Source organism: Actinomadura physcomitrii (genome assembly GCF_008923205.2).
Classification (GTDB): Bacteria; Actinomycetota; Actinomycetes; order Streptosporangiales; family Streptosporangiaceae; genus Spirillospora; species Spirillospora physcomitrii.
Window position 1 is genome coordinate 399,245 of the sequence record NZ_WBMS02000001.1, and the last position, 15,244, is coordinate 414,488.

The window sequence follows — 15,244 nt, forward strand, 5'->3', positions numbered from 1 at the left end:
GTCAGACCCCCCTCTGCGGCTGCGGGACGCCGCCGCGCGGTGTCGGGTGCGGCGGTGTCGCCGGCGGCGGCACCGGGCGCGGGCCGGTCGTCTGCGACGAGTGCGGCGCGACCGGCTGCGGCCCGTGCGGCACCGCGGGACGGCGCACGTTGCCGGGGACGGTCGGCGACGCGGACGGCCCGCCGGGCGGCGGCGCCACGTGCCGTCCGGCGACCGGCTCTCCGGTCGGGGCGGCGAGCGGGGTCCCGCCGCGGCCGCCGGCCCCGGCGCCCGCCATCGCGGGGGCGCCCGGCATCGGGCCGGGGACGGGCCCCGGCCGCGCGGGCATCGGCCGCGGCTGCGGCTGCGCCGAGCGCCGCGGCAGGCTCCACACCTGCCGCTTCTCCAGCGGCTGCTGCAGCGTGTACGGGTGCAGGCCGAGCCGGCCGATGCGCTGCCGGTCGTTGCGGGCCCGGATCATCGAGAAGATGACGACCGCGAACACGCACGCCCAGATGACGTTCAGCGGCGTCAGGTACCGCTGGATCTTCATCCACAGCGACGCGGTGTCGTGCCAGCCGTCGTCGTTGTTGTCCTCCTTGACGACCTTCCCGTGCGACCGGGACGTGCTGACCGCGCTGGTACCGGACCCGCTGAGCGTGTTGTCGCGGATCTCCGAGCCGCCCGCGGAGCCGACCAGCGAGATGCCGTGCGCCTTCGCGCCCTTGATCGTGTTGCCGAGCAGCGTCGCCGACGAGCCGCGCATGTAGATGCCGGTGCGGGCGCCGTCGACGGTGTTGCCGGCGAGGTTGGCGTCCTTCACCCCGTCGCGCAGCGAGATGCCCTGCCGGACCTGCCCGGTGAGCTGGTTGCCGGAGATCTGCACGTTGGTGGCGGCGTCGCGCACGACGATGCCCATGTCGCCGCCGATGACCTTGCTGTTCTGCACCGACAGCTTGTCGCCGCCGAGCAGCTCGATCCCGTAGTGGCCGTTGTCCTTGGCCAGGCTGTTGTTGATCGAGCTGTCGCCGAAGCTCTCCAGCGACTCGCCGGAGGCCGACGGGCCGTCCGCGAGCGCCTGCCCGTTCAGCGTGAACCCGTTGTGGCCGTTCTTCTCCGCGGTGCAGTTGGTGACGCGGATCTTCTCGGTGGCCCGCGACAGCACGAACCCGTCGCCCTTGCTGCCCCGTACCGTCGTGTTCGCGATGTTGGCGTTCTTCGCGAACCGGTGCATGACCAGCCCGTTCACCAGGCTGTTCAGGATCTCGTCGTTGGTGATCTGGGTCTGGTTGGAGCCGGAGACGAACAGCCCGAACGCGTCGCCGGTGACGGTGCTGTTGGTGATCGACCCGGTGACGAGGTCGGCGGCCGGGACGTGCGTCGCGGTGCCGCCGGGCGCCTCGGTCTCGATGTCGCCGGGGCCGCCGCCGGTGTTGCCGCCGTTCTGCTGCTGCTCCTGGCGCTTCTTCTTCGCCGCGTGCCGCTGCTCCTTGTTCAGGTGCTTGGTGGCGCTGGACGGGCGGTCGGTGCCGGTCAGCGCGATGCCGCCGGTCCGGCCGCTCCAGAAGCCGAGGTCGGAGACCTTGGTGTAGTCCATCTTGAACTCGCCGCCGACGGCGCGGATGTAGGCGCGGCCGTCGGCGACCTGCCGGTCCGGGGCGTTGGCGCGCGGGTTCCAGCTGGTGATCTGCACCGGGCTGCGCTGGGTGCCCTTGATCTGGATGGTGCCGCCGAAGCTGACGATGGAGCTGAACGCGCCCGGCAGGCTGCCCATCCGCAGGACGAGCGGGCTCGTGCCGCTGGCGAGCAGCAGCTTCGCGCCGTCGGCGACGAACACGTGGATGCCGAGCAGGTACGAGCCGTCGCTCTGGCGGCGGAAGTACTGGCCGCCGAACTTGGCGAGGTCGGCGACGGTGTAGGGGCGGCCGTTCGTCGTCGGCGGCAGGACGAGCGTCTTGCCCTGCGCGGAGCCGAAGATCTGCGGCCGCTTCCACTGCGTGGTCGCCGCCCCGCCGATCATCAGGATCGCGGAGAGCACGGACCGCGTCTGCATGATCCGCTGGTCTTCCTGGTCGACCAGCGCGGCCTGCCGGTTGGCGTCGGCGACGGGGTCGGCGTGCGCGCGCGGCGCCGGCGTCCCGGGCAGGATCCCGAGCGGGACGAGCCCGAGGCCGAGCGCGGCGGCGACCGCGGCGAGGCCCCGCCCCCCGGCGCCGGGAAGGCGCGGGCGGTGGTTCGGGTGCGTCACCTCAGCCCACTCCCTGGAGCGAGCTGGCGCTCTGCCCGGCGCCGCCGACCTGGTCGGCGGTGCGGGTCAGCCAGCCCTGCTTGTTCATGGTGATGAACGCGTACAGCTTGATCGGCAGCGAGATGCCGATGACGACGAACACGGTCAGCGGCAGCAGCAGGATCTCCCCGGGGTGGCGCTTGAGGTGCGACCAGCCGCGGATGCCGCGGCCGAGCAGCACCCAGCCGAGCGCGAGCGTGATGCCGAGCGGGTTGAAGTTGTCGGCGATCCGGCTGAAGATCAGGTAGCCGAGGGTGACGGCCATGGTGACCGGGGTCAGCAGGATCTGCAGGACGGTGACCTTGGTGACGAACGGCGTCTTCCAGAGCCAGCCCTTCCACAGGGCGGTGAGGTAGCAGCGGTAGGAGTTGCGGCTCCACCGGATGCGCTGCTTGAAGAAGGCCCGGAACGAGTCGGGGAACATCGAGATCGCGCGCGCCGACGACTGGTGCACGGTCTTGTAGCCCTGCGAGAGGGTGAGCCAGGTGAGCCGGCCGTCGTCGCCGGCGATGCAGCGGCGGCCGAGGAAGAACTCGTTCTCCAGGTTCTCCACCACCGGCAGGATCACCGACCGGCGGTAGGCGGCGGTGCGGCCGGACAGGCAGGCGACGCCGCCCTTGGAGCCCATCGCGGGGACGTAGTCGTAGTAGCGCAGGTTGACCAGCCAGTCGGCGACGCGGCGCCAGACGCTGGTGGTGCGCTGGTAGACGTTCTGCTGGGTGCCGACGCCGCCGACCTGCGGGTCCTCGAAGGGCATCTGCACCGCGTCGAGCAGGCCGGGCTGCCACCAGGTGTCGGAGTCGGCGAACACGATGACCTCGCCGCGGGCGGCGCGGATGCCGACGCCGAGCGCGGAGCGCTTGCCGGCGTGCTCGTAGACGAGCACGTGCAGCCGCGGGTCGGTGACCTGGGCGAGGCGCCGGTGCCCCTCGGTGTCACCGACGTCGATCACGATGATGACCTCGCTGGGGTTCTGGGCGAGCCAGCTCTCCAGGCAGCGGACGAGGATCTCGGGGTCCTCGCGGTAGGAGGGGACGACGACCGAGACGGTCGTCCGGAAGTTGTTGACCACCGGCTTGTCCATGCGGGACAGGATCACCCGGTAGAGCCAGAGCCCCCAGACGAGCAGTCCGGCGAAGCCCAGCGGGACGAACTTCCGCCAGTCGCCTCCGGCCGTTGCCCCCGCGACCGAACTCCAGGCGTCACTCAGCCACCCCGTGACAGACGACAAAACAGGTCCTCTCTCTCCCGTGGCAGGGGGACTTCCGCCGACTCTTGCGACCCCGTGCCACCTCAAGTAAGAGTGAGCAGACCAGCATTTGGTTCACCTTTGCCAGATGCGGCCACGCGTGCCCGGTTGGCGGGGTCCTTTATCGTGCCTCTTGATCATCTGTCAAGGGATCGCCGGGGATCGTTCGCCGATCGATGCGTCGGTAAGCAGCCGGACGCACGGACGCCATGCTTTGGAAACACCCAACAGGGAGTTAGTCACCGTGTTGAGGGTCGCAAGTCCGAATGATGGCGATTTGTCTGCTTTGTCCTACGCGCCAGTAGGTCTTGTGTGATTCGCGTCACGTTTAGTCGCCGCAGGACGCTTCTCTGTGGCGTGCGTCCCGCAAACCGCCCGATTCCGGGGTGTCGGCACTGGTTACCAGCGGGTAGCATGATGTCGAGTTACTGATCAGTAGAACGTGCGGGGCCGGCCGGCGCCGCCGGACCGGATGGAGTCTCGAATGGGGCACTACAAGAGCAACCTCCGGGACCTGGAGTTCAACCTCTTCGAGGTGTTCAAGCGCCAGGACCTCCTCGGCAGCGGGCCGTACGCCGACCTGGACGAGGACACGGTGCGCAGCATCCTCGACGAGGTGAACCGGCTCGCCGAGGGCCCGCTGGCCGACAGCTTCGAGGACGCCGACCGCAACCCGCCGGCGTTCGACCCCGCCACCGGCACCGTCACGATGCCGGAGAGCTTCAAGAAGTCGTTCAAGGCGTGGATGGACTCCGAGTGGTACCGCCTCGACCTCGCCCCCGACTTCGGCGGCAGCGGCGCGCCCCGCTCGCTGACCTGGGCCGTCGCCGAGCAGGTGCTGGGCGCCAACCCGGCCGTCTACATGTTCGCCTCCGGCCCCGGCTTCGCCCAGATCCTCTGGCACATCGGCACCCCCGAGCAGAAGAGGTTCGCCGAGCTGGCGCTCGAGCGGCAGTGGGGCGCCACCATGGTGCTGACCGAGCCGGACGCCGGCTCCGACGTCGGCGCCGGCCGCACCAAGGCCGTCCAGCAGCCCGACGGCACCTGGCACATCGAGGGCGTCAAGCGCTTCATCACCTCGGCCGAGCACGACATGGCCGAGAACATCTTCCACCTGGTGCTCGCCCGCCCCGAGGGCGCCGGCCCCGGCACCAAGGGCCTGTCGATGTTCCTCGTCCCCAAGTACCTGGTGGACGTCGAGACCGGTGAGCTGGGCGAGCGCAACGGCGCCTACGTCACGAACGTCGAGAAGAAGATGGGCCTGAAGGTCTCCACGACCTGCGAGCTCACCCTCGGCGAGAAGCACCCCGCCGTCGGCTACCTCGTCGGCGGCGTGCACGAGGGCATCAAGCAGATGTTCCTCGTCATCGAGTACGCCCGGATGATGGTCGGCACCAAGGCGATCGCCACCCTGTCCACCGGCTACCTGAACGCGCTGGAGTACGCCAAGGAGCGCGTCCAGGGCGCCGACATGACGCAGATGACCGACAAGTCGGCCCCGCGCGTCACGATCACCCACCACCCGGACGTCCGCCGCAGCCTGATGACCCAGAAGGCCTACGCCGAGGGCATGCGGGCGCTGGTGCAGCTCACCGCCACCTACCAGGACGCGGTGCAGATCGCCGAGTTCGAGGGCCGCAAGGACGAGCAGGCCGAGAAGGTCAACGACCTGCTGCTCCCGATCGTCAAGGGCTTCGGCTCCGAGCGCGCCTACGCGCTGCTCGGCGCCGAGTCGCTGCAGACCTTCGGCGGCTCCGGCTTCCTGCAGGACTACCCGGTCGAGCAGTACATCCGCGACTCCAAGATCGACACCCTGTACGAGGGCACCACCGCGATCCAGGGCCAGGACCTGTTCTTCCGCAAGATCCTGCGGGACAACGGCGAGGCCCTCAAGGTGCTCGCCGGGCAGATCCGGGCGTTCGCCGGGTCCGGCGCCGGCAACGGCCGGCTGAAGAACGAGCGGGCCCTGCTCGGCAAGGCCCTGGAGGACGTGCAGGGCATCCTGAACCCGATGATCGGGTGGGCGCTCGGCTCGATGGAGAACCCGAAGGAGCTGTACCGGGTCGGGCTCAACACCTCCCGGCTGCTGCTCGCCCTCGGCGACCTGATCGTCGCGTGGCTGCTGTGCCGGCAGGCCGAGGTCGCGCTCACCGCCCTCGGCGGCGACGGCGTCTCGGACTCCGACCAGGCGTTCTACACCGGCAAGGTCGCCGCCGCGCAGTTCTTCTGCCAGACCGTCCTGCCGCGCCTCGCGTCCGACCGCGCCGTCACCGAGGCCACCACCCTCGACGTGATGGAGCTGCCCGAAGAGGCGTTCTGACCCGCCCGCCCCACGAGTCCCCACCGCCTCCCGCGGACTGGGAACGCGCGGCCCCCGCCACCCCCTGTGTTGGCGGGGGCCGCTGCGCTCGCGGCGTCCGGGTCACTACGCTGGCGGCGTCCGCCCCCGCCCCCCGAAACCGAACCGGAGAACCCGATGCCGGACATCCGACACCGCGTCTCTTTGCGCGTCCCCCTGGCCGTGTCCCTCGCCGGGGTGCTGGTCGCCGCGGGCTGCTCCGACTCCGGCAAGGCGGGCAAGAGCGACCCGCCGACCGCCAAGGCGGGCGGATCGAGCACTCCCACGGCGACCGCGGCGGCCGGGTTCACCAAGGAGGGCTGGTTCGGCGGCGCCGACGGCCTGCACGCCCGGCTCCAGATCACCGGCGTCGAACGGCAGGGCCCCAAGTCCGTCCTGAAGTACAGCCTGACCTCCCTCGACCAGGCGCCGAAGTCGGTGCCGATCGAGATCGCGCTGCTCGACCCCGTCGCCGGGAAGCTCTACAAGCCGACCGGGACGACCAGCGCCGCGCAGCTCGCGCCGAACACCACCCGGCAGATGCAGGCGGAGTACCCGCCGATCCCGCAGACCGTCCAGAAGCTCACCGCGATCACCCCCGGCACGGCCGGCGAGTACACCGGCATCCCCGTGACGGGCATCGGCGACGCGCCCGCGGCGGGGGCCGCGACGTCCGGCGGGAACCCGGCCGAGCTGTACGACATCACCGAGGGCGAGATCAAGGACGTCACGTCCAGCGGCAGCGACGTCACGATGAACCTGCGCACCGACGTGCTGTTCGCGTTCAACTCCGCGAAGCTGTCCGGCCGCGCCAAGTCCGTCCTCGACGAGGCCGCGCAGGAGATCAAGGCGAAGGCCGACCCGGACAAGCGGCCGCTGACCTTCGACGGCCACACCGACAGCAAGGGCAGCGACTCCTACAACCTCAAGCTGTCCCGCCAGCGCGCCGAAGCCGTCATGAACGAGATGAAGAAGCGGCTCGGCGACGCCTTCAAGTACTCCGCGCACGGCAAGGGCGAGGCCGAACCGGTCGCGAAGGAGGGCGGCAAGGACGACGCGCAGGCCCGCGCCCGCAACCGCCGCGTCGAGATCTCCTACGTCGTCCGGCAGCAGACCGACGGCACCACCGGCTCGTCGACCGCCGCCGCGAACGGCCGCGGCGGCACCGTCGCGCCCGCCGCCTTCCACGGACAGGACGGCGCCACCGTCGCCAGCCGGTACGGCCGCTTCGGCGCCGACAAGCGCCGCCTGGAGGTCAAGCCGTTCTACCGGGACGGCGCCTACATCGTCTGCGTCTTCACCATCACCGACGAAGGCCCCGGCACCACCCCGCCCAACGCGAACTACGCGCACAAGGACTACCCGGGCGGCGCGTTCACGTCGTTCTCCGTCCTCGCGCAGGGCGGCAAGGACGTGTACCGGGCCGTCCGCGTCGGCCCCGGCGACCCCGGCAAGCCCGCCGTGTACGTCGACCCGGGCCGCGCCACCTTCCTCACCGCGGTGAACCAGCCGCAGCGCGGGTTCATCTACGTCCCGGCCCCGCCCGGGAACATCTCGTCCGTGGTCTTCGACGGCGGGCCGTTCGGGAAGGTCCTCAACGTCCCCGTCCAGTGACCCTGCCTCACTGCTTGGCGGACGCCACGAACGCCTTGATGCGCTGGGCCGCCTGGTCGATGTCGGCCTTGGCCGCGTGCGCCTTCTCGGCCTCCTGCACGAACGCGTAGGTGAGCGTGGCCGTGCAAAGGTCGGCCTGCGCCCACGACTTGATGCAGCCGATCACCGTCGGCCAGCCGTTGGCGTCCATCGTCGCGAAGGACACGGCCACGTACGGGCGCGGCGGGCCGCCGTTCGTCAGCTCGTCCTTCCGGATGGACGCCCGCATGGACGGCACTCCGGTCGGGATGGCCTGCACGGGCGCCAGGGGCTGGCATTCGCCCTGCTTCTGCGCCTCCGGGGAGTCGGGGAAGTAGTCGCAGTCCATCGAGTATTTCGAGCCGACCCCGCCCGGCAGGACCTGGGTGATCATCCCGGTCGCACCCGCGCCCCCGGTTCCGCTCCGTGCCGGGATGTCGGTCTCTCCGCCGCCGTCCGCACCCATCGACCCCGCGCACCGCTCGGCGGCGGGCGCGATCAGGTACCGCCCGGTCGCGCTGCGGAAGACGCCCGCGCCCTTGGGGAGCGTGACCTGCTCGGGCAGCCGCACCTTCGCGGGCCCGGGGGACGGCGTCATCGTCGCGCCGGAGAATCCCGTGGTGGTGCAGTTCTGGACGGCGGCGACCGTGACTGCGGCGGGCGGCGCGCCGGTGTCGTGCTTGCCGCCCGATCCGTGCCCGGCCGTGGTCGCGACGACGGCGGCGGTGCCGGCGGCGACGACCGCCGCCGTCCCGGCCGCGGCCGCCAGCAGGCCCTTCGCCCCGCCGGCGGCCCCCTTCGCGCCCGCGTGCTTGGCGCTCTGTGCGGCGAGGTGGCCGACCGTCTCGTCGGCGCCTTGCGCGGCGACATGGCCCGCCGCGTGACCCGCCGCGTGGCCCGTGGCCTGCCCGGCCGCGTGACCGGCGACGTGGCCCGCGGCCTGGCCGCCGGGGAGCAGCCAGGCGGCGAGCGGGAACAGCGCGGCGAGGGCCGCGGCGGCCGCCGCGATCCTGCGGACGCCCCGCTCCTCCCAGTCCGGCCCGTACGCCTCCCGGGCCGTCCGCTCCAGGTCGGTGACGAAGGCGGCGGCGCTCTCCGGCCGGTCGTCCGGCGACTTGGCCATCCCGGCCGCGACCAGCGGGCGCAGCGGCTCCGGGACGGCCTCGACCGGCACCGGCGCCGTCAGATGCGCCCGCCGAAGCTCCCGCCGGTCGCCGCCGAAGGGCCGCCGCCCGCTGACGCACTCCACGAACACGCAGGTCGCCGAGTACACGTCGCCGGCCGGGCGGGCGACGTGCCGGTCCCACTGCTCGGGCGCCATGTAGTACGCGGTGCCCGAGCCGCCCGCCTCCCGCCCGGCCGGAACGGCGATGCCGAAATCGACCAGCCGGCTCTTCCCGTCCGCCGGGACGACGACGTTCGCGGGCTTGTAGTCGCGGTGGACGACGCCCAGCGCATGCGCCGCGGCGAGGCCCAGCAGCGAGCCCTTCAACACGGTCAATGACGCCTCGGGCCCGAGTGCCCCGTTCCGGGCGAGAAGCTCCTTGAGCGACACGCCGTCGACCGCCTCCATGACGATCGCGACGCCGTCCTCGCCCTCCACGAGGCGGTGCAGGCGGGCGACATGCGGGCTGTCGGCCTGGGCGAGCATCCGCGCCTCATGGCGCATCCGCTCCCGCTCCGCCTCGTCCGCACCACCGGCCAGGTACTTGATCGCGACGGGTGCGCCGGACGCGTCGTCCCGCGCCAGGACGACCCGCCCCTGACCTCCGCGCCCGAGCTCGCGGACCTCGGTGTACCCCTCGACGCGCCAGCCGTCCATGGTCCGGGTTCCGCCTACTCGTCCGGGGCCTGCCAGCCGGTCGCCTTCCATGTCAGGGCGCCCGACGACGGCTTTTCGGTGAGACAGATATAGGCGAGCTGCGCTTCCGTGGGGTTCAGCACGCAGAACCGCGTCCCGACCTTGAGGTCGCCGTAGTTGACGTGCCCGCTGATCGGGTGCCGCTTGACGGCCTCGTAGCAGGCCTTACCGTCCGGCTCGCCGTCGACGGGAGCCGCCTGGTCACTGTCGTAGAACCTGATGAAACCGGGATCGGCCTCGGGCAGGTACTGCAGATCCGAGACGAGCGACTCGCTGCCGTCGGTGGTGACCTCCGGGCCGTGCGTCCCGAAACTGGCGCCGGGGGTGCCGCTGGACGGGAGGGAGAACGAGACGTCGCTGTACTCCTGCGTGAACCCGCCGCCGAACTTCGTCGGGGAGGCGCTCGACGCCGTCGTGGACGGCCCGCCCCCGACGCCCTCGTCCGCCGACCCACCGGACTTGTCGCCGCTCGTCGCGGAGTGCACCACGAACGCCGCGACGGCCAGTACGGCGACACCGGCCACCGCCGCCGCGACCGGAGGCCAGCGCACCCCGCCGCGCGGCGACGACCGGTCGAACGCCGCGGTCGGCCCGTACGGCGCCGGCCCCGTCGGCGGCCCGGCATACGCGGTCGGCCCGGTCGGCGGCCCGGCGTAGGCGGGCGGGGCGGTAGGAGCGGGCGCCGGTGTCGTCGGCGGCGGCCGGAGCTCGTCGGGCGGGTGGTAACCGGCCATCGTCGTCGCGATCGCGGGCGGCAGCCAGCGCCCGTCATCGGACGGGCCGCCGGTCACCAGCGCCCCCGCCGCCTCGGTGATCTCCGCCGGGGACGGGCGCCCCGCGGGCTCCTTCACCAGGCACCGGCCGATCAGCGGACGCAGCTCGGCCGGGCATCCGTCCAGGTCGGGCTCGGTGTTGACGATCCGGTACATCAGCGCCTGCGCGTTCCCCTCACCGAACGCACTGTGCCCGGTGGCGGCGTGGAACGCGGTCAGGCCGAGCGCGAACACGTCGGCGGCCGGGCCGATCGTCCCGCCGGTGATCTGCTCCGGCGCCATGAACGCCGGAGTCCCGACGACCGCCCCGGACCTCGTCAGGGTGCTGGCGTCGGCGGCCCGCGCGATGCCGAAGTCGATCACCTTCGGGCCGTCGTCGGCGAGCAGCACGTTGCCCGGCTTGAAGTCGCGGTGCACCAGCCCCGCCGCGTGCACGCTCGCCAGGGCCTCCGCGCAGCCGGCGAGGATGTGCGCCACGGTGGGCGGCGGCAGCGGCCCGTGCTCGGCGACCGCCTCCTGCAGCGTCGGCCCCGCGACGTACGCGGTCGCCAGCCACGGCTGCGGCGCGTCCGGGTCGGCGTCGAGCACCGGCGCGGTGTAGAACCCCTGCACGCGCTGCGCGACGTCCACCTCCCGGCGGAACCTGCGGCGGAACTCCGGATCGTCGGCCAGCTCCCCGCGCACCACCTTCACCGCGACCGCGCGCCGGCCCGGGGTGAACGACAGGTACACCCTGCCCATGCCGCCGCCGCCGAGGCGGGCCCGCAGCGCGTACCCGGCGACCGTCCTCGGATCATCGGTGCTCAACGGCATGAACCTGGCCAAGGCGATCCTCCCGCCGCGCGTTTGCGATGATCTTATGCGCGCCGTCCCAGCCGAAAAAGGCACGGTTCCCCGGCCATGACCGCGGCTTCTGAGGTGCGGATTCTGTCCATCCGCCATTCCGGGCCGCGATATTGAGATCATTTTCGCCGAGTTAAGAGCCGGACCGAAAACGGCGGCTACGCCGTCCGCCCGCGGCCCCGCACCAAAGGCAGGAACACCTCGTCCACGATCTCGGTCAGCACCGCGTCCGGGACGTCGGGCCGCCCGCGCGCCGCGTACTCGCCGCGCAGCACCGTCATCGGCAGCGACGCCACGCGCGGATGCACCGCCTCCGCCGGCGCCTCGCCCCGCGCCACCGCACGCCCGAGCATCGTCAGCCAGGCGCCGTCCATCGCGGTGTCACCGGACTGGTCGCGCAGCAGACCCAGCAGTTGCGGATCGGCGCCGGCGGCGGCGAGCAACTCCCTGAGCAGGGCGCCCTGCGGCGACGACCACGTCGCGTTCGCGCGCTGGAGCAGCTCCAGCGCGTCGCCGCGCAGCGTCCCGGTGTCCGGCACGGTCAACTGCGCGTGCGCGAACCGCCGGTATGCGGCGACGCCGAGCGCCGCACGGTTCGGCCAGCGCCGGTAGATGGCGTTCTTGTTGGTGCCGGCGCGCCGGGCGACCCGGTCCATGGTCATCCCCGCGTAGCCCGACTCGCGCATCTCTTCCGCCGCCGCCTCCAGGATCGCCCCCTCGAGAGCCGCGCCTCGCCGCCTCGTCCCCGCACCGGTCGCCACGTCCACCTCCAAGGTACGAACCGTACCCCGAACGTCTCCTAAACCGAGGCCCATAGCGAAACGGGTTCGCCATCGAGGGTACGTGACGTACCTTCCGGAGGGTCGCCCACGATAGGAGCAGCCCATGCGCGCCTACGGCATCACCTACGACACCGGCTTCGCCTCCGCCGGAACCACCACCCACGAGCCCTTCGACCCGGACCTCGTCCGCCGCGAGATGCGGGTCATCCGGGACGAACTGCACTGCGACGCCGTCCGCGTCACCGGAGGCGTCCAGGACCGTCTGGAGACCGCCGCCCGCCACGCCGCCGACGCCGGCCTTGAGGTCTGGTACTCGCCGTTCACCAACGGCCTCACCCAGGACGAGCTGATGGCGTTCCTCCTCGACGGCGCTGGACGCGCCGAACGCATCCGCCGGTCCGGCGCGTCCGTCGTCTACCTCACCGGCTCAGAGATCGCCCTGTTCACCGACGGTTTCCTGCCGGGCGGCGACCTCGCGTCCCGGGTCGCCCTGATGACCGAGGCTCCCGCTCGCTTCCGGGCGGCGCTCCCCGACCTGCACGCCCGCGTCAACGACTTCCTCGGCCGCGCCGTCGCCGCCGTCCGGGAACGCTTCTCCGGCCCGGTCGGCTACGCGTCCCTGCCCTTCGAAGGCGTCGACTGGACCCCGTTCGACATCATCGCCACCGACGCCGGATACCGCGACGCCGCCACCGCCCCCACCTTCGGCGCCTGCCTCGCCGGCCAGACCTCGCAGGGCAAGCCGTTCGCCGTCACCGAGTTCGGCTGCACCACCCACCGCGGCTCCGCCGACCTCGGCGGCCACGGCGAATCCGTCCTCGAATACGACGACCGCGCCCGGCCCGTCCGCATGACGCGTCCCCTCGTCCGCGACGAGCAGGAGCAGGCCGACTACATCCGCGACCTCCTCGACGTCTACGACCGGGCCGGCGTCGACGCCGCCTTCGTCAACACCTTCGCCCGCCGCGACCTGCCCACCTCGTCCGACCCCGAAAGCGACTTCGACAAGGCGAGCTACGGCATCGTCAAGATCCTCGAACCCGGCGCCGCCCGCCCCCGCCCCGACGTCCCCTGGACCCCCAAAACCGCCTTCCACACCCTCGCCACCCACCCCCGCACCCCCCGTTGACCTGTGGCGGGGGGGGGGGGTTGGGCGCCCCCAAAACACCCCACCCCCCCACTGCGCCGCCCCCCTTTGACCTGGGGGGTGTCGTGGTTATGGACGGCCGCATAACCACGACACGCCACAAGTCATCGATCGTTAGAACGGGGCGCGGTGCCTGCCGACGTACCTCGGACGGCGGCCCACGGTGAGTGCGGTCGCCCAGCTCGCCGACGCGGCGGCGGCCAGTGCGATGGCCGCCGTCACGAGCACGGTCACCGTCCCGGCGTCCCGTCGAGCAGGCCCTTGAGCGCGAGGACGGCGTCGGTCGTGCGGTCGGCCTCGGTCAGCGGTCGGCGCCAGCTCGTCCAGAACCACGGGCGGCCCGCGTCTTCGGCGCGCGGTTCGACGGTGACGACGGTGCACGGGTGGACGGTGCAGCAGCCGTCCGCGTACGGGTTCTCGACATGAAGGCCGTCCGGCGTGAACCACGCGCTCAGACCGTGCGCACGCAGAACCGTCCCGAGCGCCTCAAGCCGCGCCCTAGCATCGGGTGTCATGGGTCGTTCGCCTCCTGGGGCGTCCGGTCCTAGCCCCGTTCGGACGGTTGCAGCGTCCGAACGGGGCGTTCTCGTTTACGGCCCTCAGCGTTCCATAGTGTTCTACTACGTGCTAGTCCGATCGGGCCGTATTGGCCGTTCTAGCTTGTGCGATGCCGTTCTACCGTGGATGCGTGAGCATCGACATGGATGGTCCCGACCCGCTATACGTCCAGATCGCCGACATTCTGGAAGCGCGTATCGCGGCGGGCGCCATCGGGCGGCGCTTGCCGAGCGTCCGCACGATCGCTCAGGACTTCGGAGTGGCTCATGCGACGGCGGCGCACGCCGTCCAGGAACTCACGCGGCGCGGCGTGGTGAAGACGACGCCCGGCCGGGGAACCTTCGTCCAGCGCACCGACGGCGACGGCGGGCGATCGGCCGGGTAGGGCCCTGCGGCGCAGGGCGGCATGGAAGCGCAATCGGCGCAGCACCGCCCTGGCGCCCCGCAGGACGTCACCCTCGACGAGGGTGGTTCTCGGGTATCCCATCCTGTTCGATCCCTTCGCTCGGGCTCAGGCCCCGGGCCGGTGGTGCCGGCACCGTCCGGGGGCCGCTTCCGTTCTCGTGCCAACGATCACTGTCCGTGAAAGTCTGTGCACAGCATGCTGCAATCTGGGACGATAATGCAAGGCATGTGGATGCATTCCATGCACGAAACCGGCGGGAGCGGGTTGCCGTCCGCATCGCCAAAGGAGGACCGACAGTGCCGACACCGACCGTGCGCCACCGGCGCCTAGCCTCAGAACTGCGCCGCCTTCGCCGCGCGGCCGCCCTCACTCAGGAGGACGTGGTCGAGAAGACGGGGATCAACACCGCCACCCTGTTCCGGATCGAGACGGCCCGCGTCCGGCCGCAGCCACGAACGCTCGCCACGCTCCTGGACGTGTACGGCGTTGCGGATCCCAAGCGCTCGGAGCTGATGATCCTGCTCAAGGAGGCGGCTCAACGGGGTTGGCTGCATACCTTCGCGTCCGAACTTCCGGAGCGCTACGCCGCGTACATCGAGTTCGAGACCGAGGCCGACGAGGTCCTGAACTATGAGTGCCTGTTCATCCCCGGCCTCCTCCAGACCGAGGACTACGCGCGCGCCGCGATCCGTGGGGCCCTACCCGAGTCCACGCGGGACGAGGTCGAGAGCCGGGTGGAGGCGCGCATGCAGAGGCAGGTCGTGCTCACCAAGGAGCACCCGCTCAAGCTCTGGGCCATCGTGGACGAGGCGGCCATCCGCCGCGCGGTCGGTGGCGGCGACGTGATGCGCGAGCAGCTCGAACACCTGCTGCGCATCACCGAACTTCCGACCGTCCAACTCCAGGTGATCCCTTTCGGAGCGGGTGCCCATCCGGGTATGCCGGGCTCTTTCGTGGTCATGAAGTTCGTCGAGGAACTGGGGCCTGAGCTGGTGTATATCGACAGCCAGGCAGGAGACCTCTTTCTGGAAGAGGAAAGCGATATCGCCCGGTATAACCTGGTATTCACCCACCTCCGCGCCGGAGCGCTCAGTCCCGATGCGTCCGCTTCGCTGATCGCTGCGGTGGCCGGAGGCCAGTAGCCAGGCGGAGGAGCATCATGAGCACCCCCCGAGACTCGTCGGTCGGTCGGTGGCGCAAGAGCAGCCGGAGCAGTGGCAACGGGCAGTGCGTCGAGGTTGCTGCGCTGGACGGCGGTGTCGGCGTGCGCGACAGCAAGCTTCCGGCCGGCTCCCGGCTGACCGTCGGGGCGCGGGAGTGGGGTCTGTTCCTTCAGGACGTCAAGGCGGGCCGGCACGACGCGGGCTGAAGTCGGCTGGGCGCGGCGAG

The 15,244-nt window shown here is 71.6% G+C and carries 12 protein-coding genes; 6 read left to right on the plus strand and 6 right to left on the minus strand.

Annotated features, from left to right (window positions below; genetic code table 11):
- Position 1: 1 nt before the first annotated feature.
- Positions 2-2,227, minus strand: coding sequence for a right-handed parallel beta-helix repeat-containing protein (locus tag F8568_RS49310; RefSeq protein WP_151590483.1), 2,226 nt, complete (start codon positions 2,225-2,227; stop codon positions 2-4).
- Position 2,228: 1 nt separating this feature from the next.
- Positions 2,229-3,497, minus strand: a complete 1,269-nt coding sequence (locus F8568_RS01880; RefSeq protein ID WP_151590487.1) for a glycosyltransferase family 2 protein — start codon at positions 3,495-3,497, stop codon at positions 2,229-2,231.
- Positions 3,498-3,999: 502 nt separating this feature from the next.
- Between F8568_RS01880 and F8568_RS01885 the strand changes: the two genes are divergently transcribed.
- Together F8568_RS01885 and F8568_RS01890 are read left to right on the plus strand one after the other, a co-directional pair.
- Positions 4,000-5,835, plus strand: coding sequence for an acyl-CoA dehydrogenase (locus F8568_RS01885; RefSeq protein WP_151590490.1), 1,836 nt, complete (start codon positions 4,000-4,002; stop codon positions 5,833-5,835).
- Between the two features lie 156 nt (positions 5,836-5,991).
- Positions 5,992-7,467 (plus strand): OmpA family protein, encoded by a 1,476-nt coding sequence (locus F8568_RS01890; RefSeq protein ID WP_151590493.1) that lies wholly within the window; start codon positions 5,992-5,994, stop codon positions 7,465-7,467.
- A 7-nt stretch (positions 7,468-7,474) separates the two neighbouring features.
- On the opposite strand, the gene F8568_RS01895 is transcribed toward F8568_RS01890, so the two are convergent.
- From F8568_RS01895 to F8568_RS01905, 3 genes are all read right to left on the minus strand, one after another.
- Entirely contained in the window at positions 7,475-9,307 is a 1,833-nt protein-coding gene (locus F8568_RS01895) for a serine/threonine-protein kinase (protein ID WP_151590496.1), read from the minus strand.
- 14 nt (positions 9,308-9,321) lie between these two features.
- On the minus strand, positions 9,322-10,926 hold the full coding sequence (locus F8568_RS01900) for a serine/threonine-protein kinase (protein WP_202124360.1): 1,605 nt from the start codon (positions 10,924-10,926) through the stop codon (positions 9,322-9,324).
- A gap of 194 nt (positions 10,927-11,120) precedes the next feature.
- Positions 11,121-11,729, minus strand: coding sequence for a TetR/AcrR family transcriptional regulator (locus tag F8568_RS01905; protein ID WP_328600679.1), 609 nt, complete (start codon positions 11,727-11,729; stop codon positions 11,121-11,123).
- A 118-nt stretch (positions 11,730-11,847) separates the two neighbouring features.
- On the opposite strand from F8568_RS01905, the gene F8568_RS01910 reads away from it, so the two are divergent.
- Positions 11,848-12,873 (plus strand): hypothetical protein, encoded by a 1,026-nt coding sequence (locus F8568_RS01910; protein WP_151590503.1) that lies wholly within the window; start codon positions 11,848-11,850, stop codon positions 12,871-12,873.
- 248 nt (positions 12,874-13,121) lie between these two features.
- Here the strand turns inward: F8568_RS01910 and F8568_RS01915 are convergent, their stop codons facing one another.
- Entirely contained in the window at positions 13,122-13,406 is a 285-nt protein-coding gene (locus tag F8568_RS01915) for a hypothetical protein (protein WP_151590506.1), read from the minus strand.
- A 173-nt stretch (positions 13,407-13,579) separates the two neighbouring features.
- On the opposite strand from F8568_RS01915, the gene F8568_RS01920 reads away from it, so the two are divergent.
- The 3 genes from F8568_RS01920 (at position 13,580) to F8568_RS01930 (ending at position 15,224) form a co-directional block, all read left to right on the plus strand.
- Entirely contained in the window at positions 13,580-13,834 is a 255-nt protein-coding gene (locus F8568_RS01920; protein ID WP_328600673.1) for a GntR family transcriptional regulator, read from the plus strand.
- A gap of 317 nt (positions 13,835-14,151) precedes the next feature.
- Positions 14,152-14,997, plus strand: coding sequence for a helix-turn-helix domain-containing protein (locus tag F8568_RS01925; RefSeq protein WP_328600674.1), 846 nt, complete (start codon positions 14,152-14,154; stop codon positions 14,995-14,997).
- Positions 14,998-15,014: 17 nt separating this feature from the next.
- Positions 15,015-15,224 carry a DUF397 domain-containing protein gene (locus F8568_RS01930; RefSeq protein WP_151590509.1) on the plus strand — a complete coding sequence of 70 codons (210 nt, stop codon included), beginning with the start codon at positions 15,015-15,017 and terminating at the stop codon, positions 15,222-15,224.
- The last annotated feature ends 20 nt before the right edge of the window (positions 15,225-15,244 follow it).

Coding starts and splice junctions, on each gene's coding strand:
- F8568_RS01885 (WP_151590490.1), top strand. CDS start 4,000: ATGGGGCACTACAAGAGCAACCTCCGGGACCTGGAGTTCAACCTCTTC.
- F8568_RS01890 (WP_151590493.1), top strand. CDS start 5,992: ATGCCGGACATCCGACACCGCGTCTCTTTGCGCGTCCCCCTGGCCGTG.
- F8568_RS01895 (WP_151590496.1), bottom strand. CDS start 9,307: ATGGACGGCTGGCGCGTCGAGGGGTACACCGAGGTCCGCGAGCTCGGG.
- F8568_RS01910 (WP_151590503.1), top strand. CDS start 11,848: ATGCGCGCCTACGGCATCACCTACGACACCGGCTTCGCCTCCGCCGGA.
- F8568_RS01915 (WP_151590506.1), bottom strand. CDS start 13,406: ATGACACCCGATGCTAGGGCGCGGCTTGAGGCGCTCGGGACGGTTCTG.
- F8568_RS01930 (WP_151590509.1), top strand. CDS start 15,015: ATGAGCACCCCCCGAGACTCGTCGGTCGGTCGGTGGCGCAAGAGCAGC.